Source organism: Nocardiopsis sp. iso_25, from assembly GCF_056173305.1.
Genome location: NZ_CM149667.1, coordinates 1,465,685 through 1,483,979 on the forward strand (window position 1 = coordinate 1,465,685; position 18,295 = coordinate 1,483,979).

General features: G+C 74.6%; 9 protein-coding genes. 2 read left to right on the forward strand and 7 right to left on the reverse strand.

Annotated elements, in window-relative coordinates; genetic code table 11:
* Positions 1-62: 62 nt before the first annotated feature.
* The 4 genes from AC0VX6_RS06540 to AC0VX6_RS06555 all read right to left on the reverse strand — a co-directional run bounded on the left by AC0VX6_RS06540 (position 63) and on the right by AC0VX6_RS06555 (position 9,055).
* Entirely contained in the window at positions 63-1,283 is a 1,221-nt protein-coding gene (locus AC0VX6_RS06540) for a TRAFAC clade GTPase domain-containing protein (protein ID WP_274976623.1), read from the reverse strand.
* On the reverse strand, positions 1,277-5,545 hold the full coding sequence (locus AC0VX6_RS06545; RefSeq protein ID WP_475467757.1) for a SaeA-related protein: 4,269 nt from the start codon (positions 5,543-5,545) through the stop codon (positions 1,277-1,279). The genes AC0VX6_RS06540 and AC0VX6_RS06545 overlap by 7 nt, the downstream gene beginning before the upstream one ends.
* A 517-nt stretch (positions 5,546-6,062) precedes the next feature.
* Positions 6,063-6,941, reverse strand: coding sequence for a hypothetical protein (locus AC0VX6_RS06550; RefSeq protein WP_475467759.1), 879 nt, complete (start codon positions 6,939-6,941; stop codon positions 6,063-6,065).
* Between the two features lie 86 nt (positions 6,942-7,027).
* Positions 7,028-9,055, reverse strand: a complete 2,028-nt coding sequence (locus tag AC0VX6_RS06555) for an acyltransferase family protein (RefSeq protein ID WP_475467760.1) — start codon at positions 9,053-9,055, stop codon at positions 7,028-7,030.
* A 520-nt stretch (positions 9,056-9,575) separates the two neighbouring features.
* On the opposite strand from AC0VX6_RS06555, the gene AC0VX6_RS06560 reads away from it, so the two are divergent.
* Complete coding sequence (locus AC0VX6_RS06560) at positions 9,576-10,715, forward strand: hypothetical protein (protein ID WP_274976628.1); 1,140 nt, start codon at positions 9,576-9,578, stop codon at positions 10,713-10,715.
* A 159-nt stretch (positions 10,716-10,874) separates the two neighbouring features.
* On the opposite strand, the gene AC0VX6_RS06565 is transcribed toward AC0VX6_RS06560, so the two are convergent.
* Together AC0VX6_RS06565 and AC0VX6_RS06570 are read right to left on the reverse strand one after the other, a co-directional pair.
* A complete protein-coding gene (locus AC0VX6_RS06565; RefSeq protein ID WP_475467762.1) occupies positions 10,875-12,251 on the reverse strand; it encodes a collagen-binding domain-containing protein in 1,377 nt (458 codons plus the stop codon).
* A gap of 347 nt (positions 12,252-12,598) precedes the next feature.
* Complete coding sequence (locus tag AC0VX6_RS06570) at positions 12,599-13,354, reverse strand: TetR/AcrR family transcriptional regulator (protein WP_274976630.1); 756 nt, start codon at positions 13,352-13,354, stop codon at positions 12,599-12,601.
* Positions 13,355-13,466: 112 nt separating this feature from the next.
* Between AC0VX6_RS06570 and AC0VX6_RS06575 the strand changes: the two genes are divergently transcribed.
* Positions 13,467-14,204: an SDR family oxidoreductase gene (locus AC0VX6_RS06575; RefSeq protein WP_475467763.1), complete on the forward strand. Its 738-nt coding sequence runs from the start codon at positions 13,467-13,469 to the stop codon at positions 14,202-14,204.
* A 396-nt stretch (positions 14,205-14,600) separates the two neighbouring features.
* Here AC0VX6_RS06575 and AC0VX6_RS06580 read toward each other — a convergent pair whose 3' ends face one another.
* Positions 14,601-17,855 (reverse strand): tetratricopeptide repeat protein, encoded by a 3,255-nt coding sequence (locus AC0VX6_RS06580; RefSeq protein ID WP_475467765.1) that lies wholly within the window; start codon positions 17,853-17,855, stop codon positions 14,601-14,603.
* Between the last annotated feature and the right edge of the window lie 440 nt (positions 17,856-18,295).

The following is an 18,295-nucleotide window of genomic DNA, read 5'->3' on the forward strand; positions in this document are numbered from 1 at the left end:
TGGATCGGTGGTGGTTCACAGGGGCCCGGACACCGCGGCCCGACGGGTCCGGCGGGCCGGGCTCAGGACCGGGACGCCTCGCGCGAGGGGATGACCCCGAACTCGCTGAGCATCCACAGGAACGGGTCGGCGACCCGGTAGGGGCGCACCCCGCCGCGCACACGGTTGCCCGCGTCGGGGACGCCGCCCAGGGCCGACACCCCGAAGTAGCGGGCGTTGCGGTAGTGGTTGCGCACGTGGCCGTCCACCCCGCCGCCGTCCCACCGGTGCAGCAGCTGCTGGATCTGGGCGTGCACGTCCTGGCTGTCGGACCCGTCGAAGAACGGCGCGGCGGGCTGCGGCCGGTGCAGCGGCGAGCCCTCGTCCAGCTCGCCGTGCAGCGCGTCGATCTTGGTCAGGCACACCGCCATGGGCACCCGGATCAGCCTGTTGACGGCTCCGGGGCGGCTCATCAGCAGGTCGGTGACCCGCCCCAGCATGTCCAGCGGCCGGCTCCGCGCCGTGTCCGGGGCGGGCGGCCGCCCGCCCGCCGCGGCCAGCTGGCGGGTGCCCTCCATCCGGAGCGGGTCCAGCAGGAGGATGATCCCGTCGGCGCTGTTGAGGTAGCGCAGGTTCGCCTCCACGCTCTCCCCGGAGGTCAGGTCCTCCCCGGCGGTGTCGAAGAACGACAGCAGCGTGTGCTGCGGCCGCCTGCCGCCCAGCCCCCTGCGCCGGGTGGTGAACCGGAACACCAGCGGTTCGCGGGTGACCCCGGTGCGCCGGGTGGCGCCGAGCAGCCGAGCCTCCTCGTAGAGCGGGGTCTCGTAGTCGGCGTGGAACCGGTGCCGGGTCTGGTCGTCCGAGCCCCCCACCGACGCGTCGAACCGGGAGCCCACGCGGTTCATCAGCTCGTGGATGAGCACCGTCATGAACACCGTCTTGCCCGCGTCGCGCGCCCCGACCAGGGCGATCATCCGGCTGCGGATCCGTCCGAAGTTCACGGGGAGCTGGGCGTGGCAGGTGGCGCACACCTGTCTGCCGGTGGTCGACGCGCACTCCGGGCACACCGCCCGAGCGCTGCGCCCGTCGGCCTCGAAGACCGGCGGCAGCCGTTCGCGCCGCCCCAGCTGGGCGCGGATCGCGGCGTCCTCCACCGGCGCGCACACCCGCCCCTCCGGCCCCGGGCGCCCCGTGCACCGGAAGCGGATGCGGCGCTCGGCGAACCGCGAGTAGCAGTAGGGGCACACCAGGAGGCGGCCCTCGACGGGGATCAGCGAGCGCACGGCGTCCAGGCTCCTCAGCACCTCAGCTCCCTCACCGGGGGCTGGCGCAGCCGCACCCCCCGCCCGTCGTCGTCGGCCGGGAAGCACATCAGCCAGCCCTGGCCCGTGCCCCGCGGAGGCCGTACGCGCACCGACACCCACTCGCCCGCCGAAAGGTACTGGGCGGGCAGGATCGCCAGCACCGTCCCCTGGTCGGCGGCGTGCGGCTGCACCGGGCCGTCGGCGTACACCACGACCACCTCGGGCATGGTGCAGTCCTCCTCCGCGACCAGGTGCACCACCCGGTCCCGGCGCAGCAGACCCGCCGACTCCACGCGGTAGTCGAGCACCGCCCGGCCGGGAACGGTGACGCTCGCGGCGGAGCTCACCGCCTCCCCGCCCTCGAAGGGGACGACGGCGCGCACGTCCACCCGCACCGACTCGGGGCCCATGAGCGTCTCGAAGCCCCCGTCGGAGGAGTACTGGCGGCGGGTGCAGCGCAGTTGGCCGCCGGTCCAGGTCTCGGTGCCGCGCTCCTCGGGGCGCCAGGAGACGATCGCCGCGCAGGCGTCCTCGGGCCAGGTCCACCCGAGCCGGACCGAGGTGTCGAACCGCTCCGCGCGCAGCCCCTCCACGGGCGGCGCCGCGGTCACCCGCACGGAGACGCCCACGACCGCCTGGTCGCCCGCCACCGTCACCGCCAGGACGTGGTTGGTGCCCGACTCCAGGGTGAACGCCACCCGCTCCCGTTCCTCCCGAGGGGCCTGGGCCTGGTGCGCGCCCTGCTCCTCGGCCGCGGTCATGCGGTTCCCGGGTACCGCCGTGGCGGCCGCCCCGCGGTTCCACGGGGCCGCACCGGCCGCTGGCACCCCAGGAACCCCCTGAGTACCAGCGTGCGCGCCTGACCCACGGTTCCCGGTTGTTCCGGGGGTCCCCGGCACACCGGTGGGCGCTGCCGTCCCGGGAGCGTTGTGCGTGACGCCGGTTGTCGCCGCGGGGCCGGGGTTTCCGGTCGTTCCCGTTCTGAGGCTCCCCGGCACACTGGCGACCGTTTCCGCGTCAGGAGCCCCCGCGGTGCCGGGAGTCGCTGACGCCCCATGGTTCCCGACCGCCTCGGGAACCCCGGCCTTCGCGTGTCCTCCGTGCGTGCCGCCGGGCGCGTCCGAGCCTCCCGACACCCGGTCGCCGCGCGCCCCCGGACTCTCGGGTCTCTCGGGTCCGGAGCGCGTGGCCGTACCGCCGTGCCCGGACCCGCGGGACGCCGTGTCCGTGAGCAGGCCCGCGGTGGCGCGGCCCTCGGCGCGGTCGTGGAGGGCGACGCCCTGCGGGGGCACCACCGGTCCGCCCCCCGGTCGGTCGCCCGCGGCCGCGCGGTGCGATGGCGGGTTCACCGTGCGGGTCTCGCCGTCATGGGGGTCGGCGCCGGTCCGCTCCGCGGAGCCGAACACGCGGGCGCCCTCGCCCTCCCCGCCCGCGGGCGGGGAGGGCAGCACCACGCGCGGCAGGTCGGCCCCGTCTGCCGCGGGGGACGCCTGGGCGTTCACCGGGCGCTCGCGCCCGTCGCGGGCGTCGGCCCCGGTGCGCGGGGGAGCGCCGAGGGCGCCTTCCCCCGCCCCGGTGGCCGCCGGTGCCGTGGACTGCGCGGCGGGGGAGGGCCTGGCGTGCCTTCCGACACTGCGAACGCGGTTGCCGGGCCTCTCCGCCGGGTCGGAGGCACGGTCGCCCGCGGAGCCTCCGGGCGCCGCGGAGCCGCCGGAGGACGCGTGCGGGGTACGGGTGTCCTGGCCGGGAGCGGTACGGGTCCGCCCCGAGGTCTGCTCACCGGGGGTCAGGATCCGGAACCCCTCCCCCTCCTCGTCCGCGAAGCCTCCGCGTCGGGAGTCCGTGCCGTGGTCGGCGCCTCGGCTCCGGGCAGGGCTCCTCTCGTCCGGACCCAGAACGCGGACGCCCTCGGTCTCCCCGTGCCCGCCCTCCTCGGAAGGAGCGGTGCGCGGGTGGTCCTTGGCGTGGAACGCGCCCGGGTGGGGACGCGCCCCGCCCTCCTCGGAAGGAGCGGTGCGCGGGTGGTCCTTGGCGTGGAACGCGTCCTCGCGGGGGCGGTTCCCGCCCTCCTCGGGCACCGCGGCGCCGGTGCGCGGCGCGTGCGGGGTACGGGGCTCCTGGACAGGGGATGTGCGGGTGTGGCCCGTGCTCCTCTCCCCGGGCCCGAGCACGCGCACGCCCTCCCTCTCCTCGCCGGGCGTTCCCCCGCGCGCGGGGTCCGCGTGGCCGTTCGCCGGTCCCGGGGGCGGCCCCGAGGGCCGACCCGCACCGGCGCGAACACCCGTTCCGCCGCTCCTGCCGACCCCTCCGCCCCCGGGGGACCCCTCGTCCTCCGCCACCGGGGTCTGGGCCACCTCACGGCCGTAGGAGTCCAGGTCGTCGGGGCCGACCACCGTGCCGAGGGGCCACTCGGGCGGCTCCTCCCCGACCCGCAGCACGACCCTTCCCCGGGAGGGACGCGTCCACGAGGCCCGGAAGTCCGCGCCGCCGTCCGGCACCACGGACAGGTCCCGCACCGCTTCCGGGCACGGGCCCGGGCTGGCCCTGCGCACGAGCCCCGCCGACCCCCGCGCGTGCCCGTTCGAGGTCACGTAGACCGCGCGGATCCGGTAGTGGTACTCCACGTCCATCTCGACGTCGGTGTCGCAGAACCCCGACCCGCCCGTCTCCACGCGCACGCCGTCGCCCGCCCCGCGCGGCGGCGCTCCCACACCGCGCAGCACCTCCACACGCACCGCCTCCGCCGGGGCCTGCCAGGAGCCGGACACCGACCGCTCCCCGGCGCGCACCCGCAGCGAGGAGACCTCCGGCGCGATCATCACCGGCGCCGACGACGCCTCCTCCGACACTCCGAGGCCCTCGCGCACCGCCACCACCGCGTAGCGCGCCTCCGCTCCCACGGGCGCCCCGGTGTCGGTGACCTCGTTCCCCGACGACTCGCCCACCAAGGCCTCGCGGGCGCTCCCGTCCCGCCCGGTGCGCCGCGTCACCCGGTAGGTGACCGGCCCGCCCGGAGCGGGGACGGACTGCCAGGAGACCACCACGCTCCGGCCGTCGACCCGGGCCTCCACACCGCGCGGCGGCGGCGTCGCCACCTCCCCGAGCCGGGCGGCGAGCGCCTCGTCGTCGGCGGCCGCGTCCGCCGCCGCGGCCAGGGCCCGGGCGGCCTCCTCCCGGTCGCCCGCGCGCAGTGCCCGCTCCGCCTGCGCGGTCAGCTCCTCCACCTGCTGCATCCGTGCGCGCAGGCGCTCGTGCAGGTCGTGGTCCTCGGGCAGGTCCTCGGCGGCCTCCTGCGCCTGGCGCAGCCGGTTGTCCGCAAGCAGGTCGTGCACGTCGCGCTCCACCCGGGCGGGCGCTTCGGCGCCGGATGCGGACCGCCGCACGGCCGCGGCCAGCAGCAGCGCCTCCTCCTCGGCCAGCCCCCGGCCGACCCAGTGCCGGGCCAGCCCGGGCTCGTTCAGGGCCTCAGGGCGCTCCCGCAGGTCGTCGACGATCTCCCCAAGCACGAGGGCGTCGGCCCGGTCTCCCTCGGCGCGCAGGATCTCCAGCACGTTCTCGGCCGCCGCCCTGGCCTCGGACTCCGGTTCCAGCCGTACGCGCTGGACCGCCTCGTCGAGGGCGGCCTTGTCCAGGGCGGTGCCGTCGTGGAGCCGGAAGCCGTCCAGCACGCTGAACCCTTCGGCCAGGCGCTGCTCGCCGAAGACCTCCATGGGGGAGAAGGGCACGCCCCGGGTGCGCAGGTGCCCGCGCAGGGCGCGCAGGGTGTCCTCGGGAGGGGAGTCGTCCAGTTCGGGAAGCCGGTCCACGACGCGCACACCGTGTTCGAGCAGGACGCGTTCAGCGTCGGCCTCGGTGACGCCCACCGGTGCGATCATCGACCGGAGGGTGTCGCGGTCCAGGAGCGCTGTGGTCAGGCCCCCGGCGATCTCGGACCACGCGCTCAGGACCCGCTGGGCCTCGTCGGCGCGGACCTGACGGAAGTGGGCGTGCGTAAGCGCGCCCTCGCCCTCCAGCCGCTCGTGCTCGGCGATGAGGCCGTCCAGCACCTCCCTCAGGGAGCGGCGGCTGCTCCGGAGCGCGCGCCAGTGGGCGCACACCTCATCGACGTGCTCGGTGAACGCGGCCGGGTCGGCGCACAACCGCAACTCCAGGCGGGGTTCGACACCGTAGCGCGTGAACAGGTCCGCGGGCAGCCCGTGGGCGCGCGCGGCCACCAGCACCTCGTCCTCGTAGCGTGTGCGTTCCTGTGCGTCCCAGGGCATCGTGCGATCCCGCTCCCCTCGTGTGGTCGTGGTCGTACGGTCCGGTGAGGGGGGTGGGCGGCGGGCCCCGGAGGCGGTGCCGGTCAGTTCACGCGGCTCCTCTGGGGCCGGAGGCGGTGATCGCTCCCGCCCCGCCGGTCCCGGTCGCTTCGTTTCCCTGCATCGGCTCCGCCTTTCACGGCCGGGGATTTCCCGTGTTCTCCCTGTGCGGCCGTTTCGGGTCACGAGCATACCCCTCATGCGTGCGTTGACGGGGAGAACACGGGCCTTTTGGGTTCGCGCGTGTCCGCAGGCTTTTTCCGTGTCCGAAGAACCGTTCTGAACTGCGCATAATGCGACATCAGCCAAGAAAAACACCCCTTTTCTCTTTTCATGAGAAAAGGGGTGTCGCGTGCGGGGAAAGGCGTCATGGCGCGATATCCTGCACCGCTTCGTGATTCGCCGTGCTCTTCGTTCCCTCGTGTTTCCCGGACCCCGTCCTCGCGGGGTTCCCGTGTTCTCCGTTCGGGGCGAACCGCTACCAGCCGAGGACGTCCAGCGAGGTCTCCAGGTTCTCCCGCAGTTGGTCGCGGCGCGCCGTGAGGGCCTCCTCGTGCTCGGCGATCAGGCCCTCCAGGACGGCGCGCTCGGCGGCGACGAAGGCGTCCAGGTAGCCGGAGGAGTCCGTGCACTCCAGCGTGGGAACCGCGGCCTCGGGGTCCGAACCCTCAGCGGAGAGCGGTGTTCCGTGGAACCCGTCCACGGCACCGGCCATGCACGCCTCCCAGGCCACGGTGGCCTCGGCGACGGCGGGGTCGTTCATGGCGACGAGGTAGGACTCGCCCAGAAGCTCCTCCACGAGGAGGTGGGAGTCCGGGGTGTCAGGACTGTTGCCTTCCTCGTCGGTCTCGTGCGCCGGTGCGCCGTCGGGGGGAAGGGAGAAACCGTGCTCCCTGGCGATGTCGACGCGCGTGTTCCCGTACCTGCGGTACTCGTGCTGGGGGCCGAAGGCGCGCATGGTCAGGGGGTCCATCCCCAGCGCGGAGTCGACCTCGGCCTCGTAGCCGAGGTCCACCAGGCACTCCACGGTCAGCGTGTCCTCGGCCCTGCGCACGACGTACCCCTCGTACTCGTCGAGCCGGTACCGGTAGTCGTACACCGGCAGGTGCAGGCGCTCGCTCAGCTCGGCGTCCATGCCCGCGTAGGGGTCCTCCGGGCGGACGAAGGCCGCGATCTCCTCCGAACCACCGTTCCCCTCGCCGTCTCCAGGGAAGGGCGAGGGGGAGGGGGAGGGGGAGGGGGAGGGGGAGGACTCGGCATCGGACGCGCCGTCGGCGCACCCCGTCAAGGCGAGGGCGAGGGCGCCCCAGAGCAGGACGGGGAGGGCTGCGGTGAACAGACGGAGGGGGATGTCCACTGGGGCTCCAGGGGTGAGGCGTCGTCCGGGCGGGGGAGTGGAAAGCCCGATGCGACGTGCCTAACCCCCTCCCCCGGCCTCCTCCGTCAAACCCCCAGCGCCTCGTCCATCCTCGCGGCCAGGTCATCGGTGAGCAGGTCGATGTAGGTGCTCGTGATGTGCCCGGAGTCGCGGTAGACCATCACGTTGCCGATCACCGCCGGGCACCCGCCGTCCACGCAGAACCGGTCGGTGAGGTCGACCCAGTGCACCTCGCCCCCGGACTCGCGGGCCGCGATCTCCTGCGGGTCGGCGTCCTGGAGCGCGTCCCGCTCGGACCGCTCGCACGGTGACGGGTCCTCCAGGTTGGCCGCCACGCACTCCACCACGTCCCGGCGGGCGCGCGGGGTGTCGCGCAGCGCCACGATCTCGCCGCTGACCCGCGCCACCTCCTCCCACAGCCGGTTCATGCCCTCGGCCACCACGACCAGGTCCTCCTCCGGGGTGGTCTCCTCGGCCGGGTCGCTGGCGGTGGAGGAGCTGGTGAACACCAGGTCCGGCCGCAGCTCCTCCAGCTCGCCGATCACCGCGCGGTTCCAGTCGCCGCACGCCGTGTACGGGCCCCCGTCGGGGCCCTTCATCACGGTGTCGGTGAAGGCGCACGAGGACTTGGTGTACAGGTGCAGCCGCCAGCCGCGCTCCTCGGCCATCCCCTCCAGCGCGGTGACCCACTGGGCGCTGTGCGAGTCCCCGAGCACGGCCACGTCATGGGTGGCGTCCTCGGGGCCGTACACGCACGGGTCCGAGGGGTCGGTCTCGGAGTGCGAGGCCTGGCAGTCGTCGTCGTACAGCGTGGGCACGTCGTCCTCCGCGTTGACGGGGGAGGGGTAGAGCGGCCCCGCGTCGGCGGTCTGCCCGAGGGCGGCGGGACCGGTGTGCACCGCCGGGTCGAAGGTCACCGACCGCTCCTGGTCGGCCCGCACGTACACCGCGCCGCTCACCGCGGCCACCGTCACCACGCCCGCCGTGGCCACGGCCAGGGCGGAGCGGCCGCGGCGGACCAGGCCGCGGTCGCGCACCGGGTCCTCCACCCACACCTTGGTCGCCCACGCCAGCAGCACGGACGCGGCCGCGACCGCCAGGGCCTCCACCGCGCCCAGGCTCTCCTGGCCGAGCAGCACCAGCGCGAAGACGATCAGCGGCCAGTGCCACAGGTACAGCGAGTAGGACACGTCGCCGATCCACCGAGCGGGCGCAGTGCTCAGCAGCCGGGACGCCGACAGTCTCACGGGGGAGTCCTCGGCGGCGATCACCGCCGCGCTGCCCAGGACCGGCAGGATCGCCGCCCAGCCGGGGAAGGGCGTGGCGTCGTCATAGGCCACCGCGGAAGCCACGATGGCGACCAGGCCGAGCCAGCCCAGGGGCGCGCGCCAGCGCTCGGGCAGGCTGCCGTGCGCCAGCCCGATCGCGAGCAGCCCGCCGACGGCCAGCTCCCAGGCGCGGGTCGTCGGCAGGAAGTACGCCGAGGCCGCCTCCTGCGAGGTCAGCAGCACCGAGCAGGCCAGGGACAGCACCAGCACCGCGCCCAGCAGGACGGTGAGGGTCCCGGCGGTGGCGCGCCAGCGCCGCCGGGCCAGGGTCCACACCACGAACAGGAGCGGCCACACCAGGTAGAACTGCTCCTCCACCGACAGCGACCAGAAGTGCTGGACGGGGCTGGGCGGGTCGTCCGCGGCCAGGTAGTCCACCGCCTGCTGGGCCAGGTAGAGGTTCTCCACGTAGGCGGCCGACGCCACCAGCTGCCAGGCGGTGTCGACCAGGCGGGTGACGGGCAGCAGGAAGAGCGCGACCGCGCCGGTGACCAGGAGCACCGTCGTCGCGGCGGGCAGGAGGCGCCGGATGCGGCGCACGTAGAAGCCGCCGATCGACACCTTGCCGTGCTCGGTGGCCTCGCGGTACAGCAGTGACGTGATGAGGAAGCCGGAGATCACGAAGAACACGTCGACGCCGACGTAACCGCCCGGTAGGAGGGCGGGGTTGAGGTGGTAGACGAGGACCAGGAGGACGGCGACGGCGCGCAGACCCTGGACCTCGGGCCGGAAACGGCGTCCGGTCCGGGCGGGTGCTGAGAACATGGGCTGGCTCCGAGAGCGGGCTCGGCGACGAGGAGTGGACGAGGGTGTGTCCGGGGGTGAGTCGCGGGGGATGATCGCATTCTGTGCCGTTTCGAAGACCCGAGGCGACCCCGGAGCCGACACTGCGGCAGGTGTTCGTCCAACAGGGGTGCGGGGGACACGTTCCCTTGGTCGGGTGTTCGCCTGGCTGGCTCGGGAACCGTCGGCGGGGCGGTGGTTCTCCGGGGGCTCGCGGGACCGCGGTTTCCGGTGGTGCGGAACGCCCCGCTGGTGTGCCGGAGGACGCGTACGAGAGCGGGGCTCAGGGGGCGCTCGGGGCGCGTGGGAAAGTGCCGTTCGGGGTGCGCATCACGAGGCCCGTCCGGCGGATGTGACGTGCCCGGAAGGCGTGTGCGCCCGTTCGTGACGCGTCCGCTCCGGATCTGGGGCAGACTGTCGGATGTCGCCGGAAGGGATCGCGCCGGTTCGCCCAGGACCGTGCCGCGCCGCGGAGCCCCGTTCTCCCGAACGGGTCCGGCCGGTGCGACCGCGCCGCGAGAGGAGGCACACCGTCACCCCCGTCACCCCCCTGACCCGCGCGCACCTCGTGGCGGCCGCCACGGTCGTGGTCGTCGTGCCCTGTGCCCTGTACCCCCTGATCGGTCTGTGGACCCTGCTGTGGATTCCGGTCGTGCTGGTTCTGGGTGCCCTCGTCGTGCACTTCGGTGACGCCGCGGCCGTCGCGGCGGCTCCGAACGCCGCCGACGGGACCGCCGACCCCTCTTACGGGCAGGTCCACGGCGGACCGGACGGAACGCTCCGCGCCTTCGGCGAACGCGGCGGCGCGCGCGGCACCCGGATCCGCCCGGTCGCGCTGCCCAGCGCCGCACAGGACTACGACCTGGTGTTCTCCGCCGTGGTCCACTGGCGGTGGGAGGGCCACGTGGACCTGAGCCTGCGCAACCCGGTCGCCCCCGCCGTCCTGGCGGTCGTCACCCGCGCGTCCGCGCTGGCCCGCGGCGTCGAACCCGGCGACCACGGGACGGCCGAGTACGAACTGGCCGCCCGGCTCGCGGTGGAGACGGCGGTCACCGGCGCCGGGGTCGTGGTGTGGGCGGAGGAGGTGAGCCTGCGCCTGCCGGAGGAGGACGCCGAACGGCTGCGCCGCATGGCCGCCCTGCGCAAGGACCGCGAGCTGCGCGAGGCCGTCCGCGACGCCGAGGAGGAGCTGGAGGACCTCCCGCCCGCCCGCGTCGGCCGGGCGCCCGCCCCGCGGCCGACCGCCCCGCCTTCCCCGCGCCCGGAGGTCCCCCCGCCGTCGGCCGTGGACACGGGCCTGGACGCCTTCGGCGGTCTCGCCCCGCTGGACGACCCGCTCGGCCTCGGTGGTGACGACGGGCCCGACCCCTCCCCGGGTCCGGGCAGCGACGTCGACGAGGAGGGGTACGAGAGCTACTGGTGGCCCGCCGACGAAGGCCCCGAGTCGGCCGAACGCGACGTGCAGGTGGCCATCCTGCGCGGGCTGGTCGACTCCTTCGAGGACGCCGAGGAGCGCGCGAAGTTCGTCCACGAACAGGTGGTCGTTCTGGAGCGGGGCGGCTTCACCGAGCTGGCGCTGCGCATCCGCGAGGAGTACCCCGAGCCGGACGGGCGGGAGCCGGACACCGAGGAGCCCCGGTGAACGCCGGGGGCCCCGATCACCCGGATCGGAGCCCCCGTACGCTGCTCCGGCTGCCGGTGCGGGCGCCGGTCCCGACCGCCGCCGAGGCCCCGGCCGCCGCCCCGGTCACCCGTCACCGGAGCGGCGTGCGTCCCGTGCCGCCGCTCGCGCGGACCCTCCTCAGAAGGAGGATCCGGACTTCCTGCGCCTGGTGAACACGAAGGCCGCCACACCGGCCCCGATCGCCACCACCGCCGCGCCGACCAGCCCCCACAGGCTCGCGCCGGTCACGGGCAGACCGCCGTCCGACCCGGCCGCCTGCTCGGGTGACGGGGAGGCGGAGGGCTCCTCACCGGGTATCTCCTCCGTGACGGGACCCTCGGTCGGCTGCTCCTCCTCGGGGGCCTCGGGCTCCTCACCGCCGGGGGTCGGCTCGGGCTCTCCCGGCTCCTCGGGGGCCTCGCCCCCGCCGGGCCCGCACGGGGTCAGCTCCGCGGAGAAGTCGCCGTTGTGCAGCTCACCGTTGCCGACGACGCCCGCGGACAGGGACCCGTGCTCGAAGGAAGCGGCGACGACGTTGCCCTCGATGTTGCTCGGCGACAGCCAGCTCACCTTCGCGTCGGGAGCGAAGACGGTGCCCTCCAGGGTCCGGCTGTCGGGGGTGAAGGTGACGGACGTGGCGTCCCCGAAGTTGAACAGGACGTAGCGGGCCTCCTCCAGACCGATCCCGGCCATGTTGGGGGTCCGCCACTCGAACCGCCCGTCCACGCCCGAGGTGTCGACGTTGACGAGGAGCGGCGCGTCCGGACCGGGCTTGTCCTCGAAGGTGATGACCTCCAGGGCGGCCAGGTCCTCGGCGGCGACGTTCCACACGTTCTGGGCGCCCGGGGCCAGCGGCAGGGTGACGTTGGCGCCCTGGTCGAAGGGAGGCAGGGCCTCGGAGCCCTCACCGGTCCGCAGCGGGACCACCCCGCCCTCGCACGCGGCGAGTCCGGCCGAGCGCTCGCGGTAGGCGGGGAACAGGCCCGCGACGTCCAGGGCCGCGCCGGTGACGGACTCCTGCGGCTGTCGGACGGTGAGCGAGATCCTCGGCGTGCCCTCGCGGCCCTCGGGACCGGCGACCACGGTGTTGACCTGGGCGCCGTTGTGGTCCGTCGTGCTGATGTCGGCGTCCTCGGCGGCGCCGACCTTGACGTACCCGCTCTGGAGCACCTTGAGGTCGCCCTCGCTGGCGCCGAAGTCCACCCGGCCGTTCACCAGGAGGGCGGCGGGGTGCTCGTCGCCCTCGGCGGTGTACGAACCGGGTGTGTGGGCGGCGACGTTGTAGTCGCCGAACACGAGGTCGCCGCCGACCGCGACGGCTCCCTCGGACTCGTTGCCCGCCAGGACCGCGTCACCTTCGGTGACCACCAGGAAGCCCTGGTTCCCGGACACGGGGTTGACGGCGGTCTCGGCCACCGCGGGGGCGGCGGGCAGCAGGCCGAAGGCCAGGAGGGCGGAGGTGGAGGCGCAGGCCCCTCTCAGGAGCAGTGAGGGGGTCTGGGGACTTCTCGGCATCTCGGATGTTCCGTTCCGGAGTCTTCGTACTGTTGGGGAATGCGGACTGGTGCGAAGGGGGCGGACGGGCGGGGCGCGGGAGGACGGGGAGCGTTCCTCCGGGGTGCGTCCGACGGGGACGACGGGGGCCGTCCCGGCCGCGGACCCGTCGTGCCCTCCGCCCCATGTCGGGAGCCGGAGACACGGACCGTGATCACGGAACGTGTTGGGAGCGCTCCCGGGCATGGCTCGCGCGGTGTCCTTCCCTTCCACGCGCGACACGTGCCTCCGGTTGCCATGCCGTCGCCGTTGTTCCGCTTCCGTGTCCTGCGCGGTGCCGCCGCCGTCGGCCGAGGGGGCCGGGCGGGTCAGAGGTCGCCGGACCCCGGTTCCGCGTCGGCCAGGCGGGTGAGGAGTTCGCCCAGCAGGACGCGCTCGCCGTGGCTGAACTCCGCCCGCGACCGGTCCAGGACCGAGCGCAGGGCGATCGCCCGCCGCGCGGGTTCGCGGTCCCGGTCGGCTCCGGGAGCGGTACCGGCCGCCCCGCCGCCTTCGGGACCGGTGCCGGGGGCGGACGTGATCGCCGCGATGACCGCCTCGCGCGTCCTGGCGGACAGCGACGGCTCGGGCCGGTCGGAGTCCGGCCTGATCAGGCTGAGGGTGACGCCCATGCCCGCGGCGTGCACCATGTCCGCCGCCTGTTCGACGCCGACGACGAGCCGTCCGGCCTCCGCGACCCGGTGCACCAGCGTGAGCAGTACGCGCCGGGCCTCCCGGGTGGTCTCGCCGTTCCCGCCCGGAGCGGGGTCGCCGTACATCAGCAGGTAGTGGGCCGGGTTCTCCACACCGAAACCGACGTGCAGGTTCCAGCCGGCGCGCAGGTCCTCCACCGGGTCGGACGAGGCCGGCTGTGCCGTCTTGCGCGCCAGGTAGCGGGCGAAACCGTCTGCGGCCACGGCGTTGAGCAGACCGTTCATGTCACCGAACAGGCGGTAGATCGTCGGCGGCTGCACCTCGGCCGCCGTGCTGACAGCTCGCGTGGTGACCGCGGTACGCCCGTGGTTCCTGAGAAGGTCCGCCGCGGCCTCGATGACCTTCTGCCGGTTGTCGCTGCGAGAAGCCATGTATCGATGATAACGGTATGGCGATAGCACTGTTGCGTTATCGTCGATCAAGTACTAGCGTTATCAGCGTTATCAAACGTGGGCGCGAGGCCGCCCCGACGGGAGGACGATCATGAGCGGTACCGAACGGCGTGCGGCGCTGGTGACCGGCGGGTCGCGCGGCATCGGACGGGCGGTGGCCGAGCGGCTCGCCGCCGACGGCCAGGACGTCGCGATCGTGTACGCGGGCGACACCGCCGCGGCGGAGGCCGCCGTCGCCGCGGTCACCGACGCGGGCGGCAGCGCCGTCGCCCTCCGGGCCGACGTCGCCGACGAGGACGCCGTGCGCACGGCCTTCGACGCGGTCGAGGAGCGGTTCGGCGGCGTGGACGTCGTCGTCAACTCCGCCGGGATCATGGTCCTGGACACCGTGGCCGACCTCGATCTGGCCGACCTGGACCGCATGCACCGGACCAACATCCGGGGCACCTTCGTCGTCAACCAGCAGGCGGCCAGGAGGGTGCGCCGGGGCGGGGCCATCATCAACCTCTCCACCTCGGTCGGCAGGCTCGCCCTGCCGACCTACGCGGCCTACGCCGCCTCCAAGGGCGCCGTGGACGCGATCAGCCCGGTGCTGGCCAAGGAACTGCGGGGCCGGGACGTGACGGTGAACGCCGTCGCCCCCGGGCCCACCGCCACGGACCTGTTCCTGGCGGACAAGAGCGAGGAGCAGGTGGAGCGGCTGGCCGGGCTGAACCCCTTCGGACGCCTCGGCGCCCCCGAGGACATCGCCGAGGTGGTCTCCTTCCTCGCCGGACCCGGCCGCTGGGTCAACGGCCAGACCCTCTACGCCAACGGCGGCATGGTCTGAGCCCGACGAACCGGGGGAGCGGGGCGCGGCGTTGACCCCGGTGAGGACAGGCCGCCCTGTCCGTGGCGAGCACGCGACGACGGAACGGAACAGACCCCATGGCCGCAGACACGGAGAAGGGCTACGGCCTTCGTCTTGGTCTGCTCCGGCCAGCTCATCCTGTTGTTCACCGGCTGACGCGCTCGCGCGCTCCCCGCGCTCCCCGCGCTCCCCGCGCTCCCCGCGCTCCCCGCGCTCCCCGCGCTCCCCGCGCCTTCCACACCGGCCCCGGCCCGGCGCTCGGGCCGGTGCCCGACCGGCCGCCGGTACGGCGGAGGCGCCTTCCCCGGCACACGCGACGCATCGGTCCCGGCCGTCCGGGCCCTGGCTGGTCCCCGCGCCCCGGCCGCCCGTGTCCTACCCCGGCTCCGCGGTCCGCGACCCCGCACCCCCGGCCGGACCCCCGGCCGGACCCCCGGCCGGACCCCCGGACCGGCGTACCGGGTCGGTCCCGGGGGCCGAGCCCGAACCGTGCTCGATGACGCGCAGCATGTCCCGGATCTCCCGGAGCAGCGACACCGGCACCGTCCCGAGCCGGACGCCCTGTTGCGCGAGCCCCTCGGCCTCGTTGAGCGTGCGCCGGGCCTCCAGGAGGTTGCGGCGGGTCATGATCCCGGCCAGCAGCTTCATCGCCCGCAGTTGCCCCGAACGGTGCTGGAGGCCCCGGTAGCCGTCCACCGCGACCCTGGCCAGCTCCTCGGCCTCGGACAGCCGCTCGGCCTGCTGCAGTGACTCCGCCGCCATGCGGTGCGCGCGGGCGTGCCACCACTTGTCCCCCAGTTCCCGGAAGCCCTCGGCGGCCCGCAGCATCTCCTCCTTGCCCCGCTCCCGGTCCGCGGCCATCCGGGCCTGTCCCAGGACCAGGCACGTGCGCCAGCGCCCCCAGTCGTCACCGATCTCGACGAAGGCCCGTTCGGCGTCGCGCAGCCGGGCGATCTGGTCCGCGACCTGCCAGGTGTCGCGCAGCCTCTCCCGTCGGCGCAGCAGTCCGCGCGCGGGGCGCACCTCGGCGCAGCGTTCGGCGTACTCCATCCCCCCGTCGGCGAAAAGACCGGCCACCCTGGCCCGCTGCCTGCCCGGCCACCCGGGGTCGCGCGCGGTCAGGCGGCGGCGGTCGCGCTCCTGCGCGGGGCTGAGCAGCAGCTCGCACTCCCAGGCCTCCCGGTTGAGCTCGTTGGTCGGCAGCCGGCCCAGCGAACGCAGGTAGCGGGCGTGGTACCAGTCCCCGTTCGGCGCCCGTGAGAGCCGTTCCCTCTCGTCCTCCAGCAGGAACCAGGCGTTGAGCGTGAAACCGCGCAGCCGCAGCACCTCCCCCTTCTGCAACCGGACCCTGGCCCACTGCTCCTGGGAGTCCTGGGAGCCCACGAGCAGGTCCTGCGCGCGGGTGAGCGCCTCGTAGGCCCGCTCCTGGTAGCCCTGGAAGCGGTCCACCTCGGCCAGGTTGCACAGGGCGCGCACCTGCCACCAGCGGTCGCCGTGCTCGGAGAAGATCCGCACGGCCTCCTCGATCTCGGCCCGGCCGTCGTCCAGGTCGCCCCGGCGGTACAGGTTCACCCCGACCGCCCGGTGCGCCCGCGCCTTCCAGCGCGGATCGGCGGCCGGAACCAGCTGCTCCAGGATGTAGAGCGCGGTCAGGGCGCGCTCGTAGCCGGTGTCGTGGTCGCCGTGGCCGCTGGCCACCTCGGCGCGGTCGAGCAGAGCGACCCCGTAGGCGAGCGGTTCGCCCATCTCCAGAGCCAGCGCGGTCGCCTGCTGGGTGGCCTCGCGCACCGCCTCCCACTGCGTGCGCCCGGTCCGGCACAGCACGGCGAAGGCCCGGCGCAGCCGCCACCCGTACCCGATGGCCCGCTCGCGCTGCCGCTTCCGCTCGGTGGCCCGTCCGCGCGGCGGGTCGTCCTCAGCGGTCGCACGCGGCTGAGTCCAGTGGAAGCAGACCTCGAAGCCCCGCAGTTCGGTCTCCAGCCACGCCATGGGGTCGGCCGGGCCCCTGGGCCCGGCCGGAACCGGTCTCCCACCGCCGTGCCGCGCGGCGTCGCCGCCGGGCAGGGACGCGCCGAAGCTCCACTCGTGCGGCGCGGCCCGGCTCGCGGCCGCCTCCGCGATCCGGTCGAAGGCGCGCAGCAGCCGTTCCACCGCGAGCCCCAGCTCCTCCCGCGACCAGTCCGGCAGCTCCTCCTCCGGCACGCCCAGGATCCGGGGGCCCGCCGTCAGCAGGGTCTCGCGGACGTGGTCGTGCAACTGGAACCGGTCGAACCCTCCCGCCTCGTACAGGTACGTCACCAGGTACCGGTGGCTCATCCGCAGCAGCAGCGGCTTGGCCTCGTCCTCGGAGACGTCCAGCAGGGCGGCGGCCGCCCACGCGGTGAAGGTGGTCAGACCGGCCCCGGCCAGACGGCTCAGCAGCAGCCGCTCCCGCGGCTCGCACTGCTGGAGGCTGAATGCGAGGGACTGGGCGATGGCCTGCGGCCCGGGCACGGTCAGCCGCAGGGCCGGGTCGCTCATGTGGCGCAACAGGTCGGCGGCGCCCGGTCCCCGCTCCTGGGTGACCTGCGTGCTCACCAGGCAGAGCGCCAGCGGGAACCCGTGGCACGCGGAGACGAGGCCGGGCAGCGCGGCGCGGTCGGCCTCCGACAGGGGGCGGGGCGAGTCGCGCACCAGCCGGTCGAGCAGCTCCATGCCCTCCTCGTGCGGAAGGGGGTCCAGGTGCCTGCGCAGCATGGGCTGCGCCGCGTCGGGGAAGTCGTTGCGGCTGGTGACCAGCACCGCGCACCCCCGGCCGCCGGGCAGCAGCGGTTCCACCTGGGCGTAGTCCTTGGCGTTGTCCAGGACGACCAGCAGTCTGCGCTGCTCGGTCGCGGTCCGCCACAGCACGCACAGCTCATCCAGGGAGGCCCCGTCGGGCGGGCGGCCCCCGACCACGGTGATCATCTGGGTGAGGACGTCCTCGGGCCGACGGGGTTCGCGGCGCGCCGGGGCGATCGGGTCGGGGCCCTCGGACCCGCCCTTGCGGGAGCGGTGGCCCGGAACGGAGCGGCCGAGCGCCGAGGAGCGCGTCTCGGGCGAGGCCTCGTGCGCCGCGCCGCCGTAGAGCTCGAACTCCAGCTTGCCGTCGGGGAAGCGGTCGGCCACCCTGTCGACGACCTGCGCGGCGAGCTGGCTCTTGCCGGTGCCGCCCTCGCCGGTGATCGCGATGGCCAGCGGGCCCCGGGAGTCGCGCCTTCCGGCCCTCCATGCGGGTCGGCTGACCAGGCGGCGCGCGCCCCGGCGGGGGAAGCGGGCGAACTCGTCCAGCAGTTCGGCCATGAGGGCCGTGTGGCCGGTGAAGTGGTCCACCGGCGGAGGCAGCCGTCGGCGCAGCGCGGGTTTCTCCTCCGGCCGCTGGGACCGGTCGAGCCGGTCGAGCAGCGCCTGCGCGGAGGCGGCCACCCCCATGCCCAGGAGGGCGAGCACCACGACCAGCAGGCCGCCGTTCTCCGGCAGGAGGTCCGGAAGCCCCTGGAGCGCCGTGCCCAGGCCGACGAGGATCACCAGCCCCGTGGCCAGCCCGCTCTGGATCGGGCGCCGCCTGCGTGAGGGCGCGGTGGCGACCTCCTTGCGGGAACCCTCGTCCACGCTCTCCCTGCCCTTCCCGAAGACGCCGGATGTCCGTGTGTGCCGGGCCCGCGGGTTCTACCGCCCGGTAGCAGACCGATCCTCGCGGTGTCCGGAGTCCGGTGTCCAGACGGGTACGGGCGGCCCCCGCTCGCGTTCACCCGCCCGTTGCCGTACCGCCATGCGCGGTGCACCCGTCGCCGTCGCGCCCGGGAACCGCTCCGGAAGGAACGTGCGCGCCCGGTCCGTGTCCGTGGCCGGTTCCGCCAGCGGGGCGGGCATCCGCGTGGGGCGGCTCCGAAGTGCTCTGAGCAGGGAAAACCGTTTCGGGGCGGTGGCCGGGGGTACATGGGGCGAACATGCACCCATAACTCTCAAAAGGCAATAAATAGGACAGGCGATCGGAGTCTTCGCGACACGGCCGACAGCGCGGGCCGTCGCCGGGAAGCAGGGGCCTCGGG

Excerpts from the sequence above, each read along its gene's own strand:
- AC0VX6_RS06545 (WP_475467757.1), bottom strand. The coding sequence starts at position 5,545 with ATGCCCTGGGACGCACAGGAACGCACACGCTACGAGGACGAGGTGCTG.
- AC0VX6_RS06555 (WP_475467760.1), bottom strand. The coding sequence starts at position 9,055 with ATGTTCTCAGCACCCGCCCGGACCGGACGCCGTTTCCGGCCCGAGGTC.
- AC0VX6_RS06565 (WP_475467762.1), bottom strand. The coding sequence starts at position 12,251 with ATGCCGAGAAGTCCCCAGACCCCCTCACTGCTCCTGAGAGGGGCCTGC.
- AC0VX6_RS06570 (WP_274976630.1), bottom strand. The coding sequence starts at position 13,354 with ATGGCTTCTCGCAGCGACAACCGGCAGAAGGTCATCGAGGCCGCGGCG.
- AC0VX6_RS06575 (WP_475467763.1), top strand. The coding sequence starts at position 13,467 with ATGAGCGGTACCGAACGGCGTGCGGCGCTGGTGACCGGCGGGTCGCGC.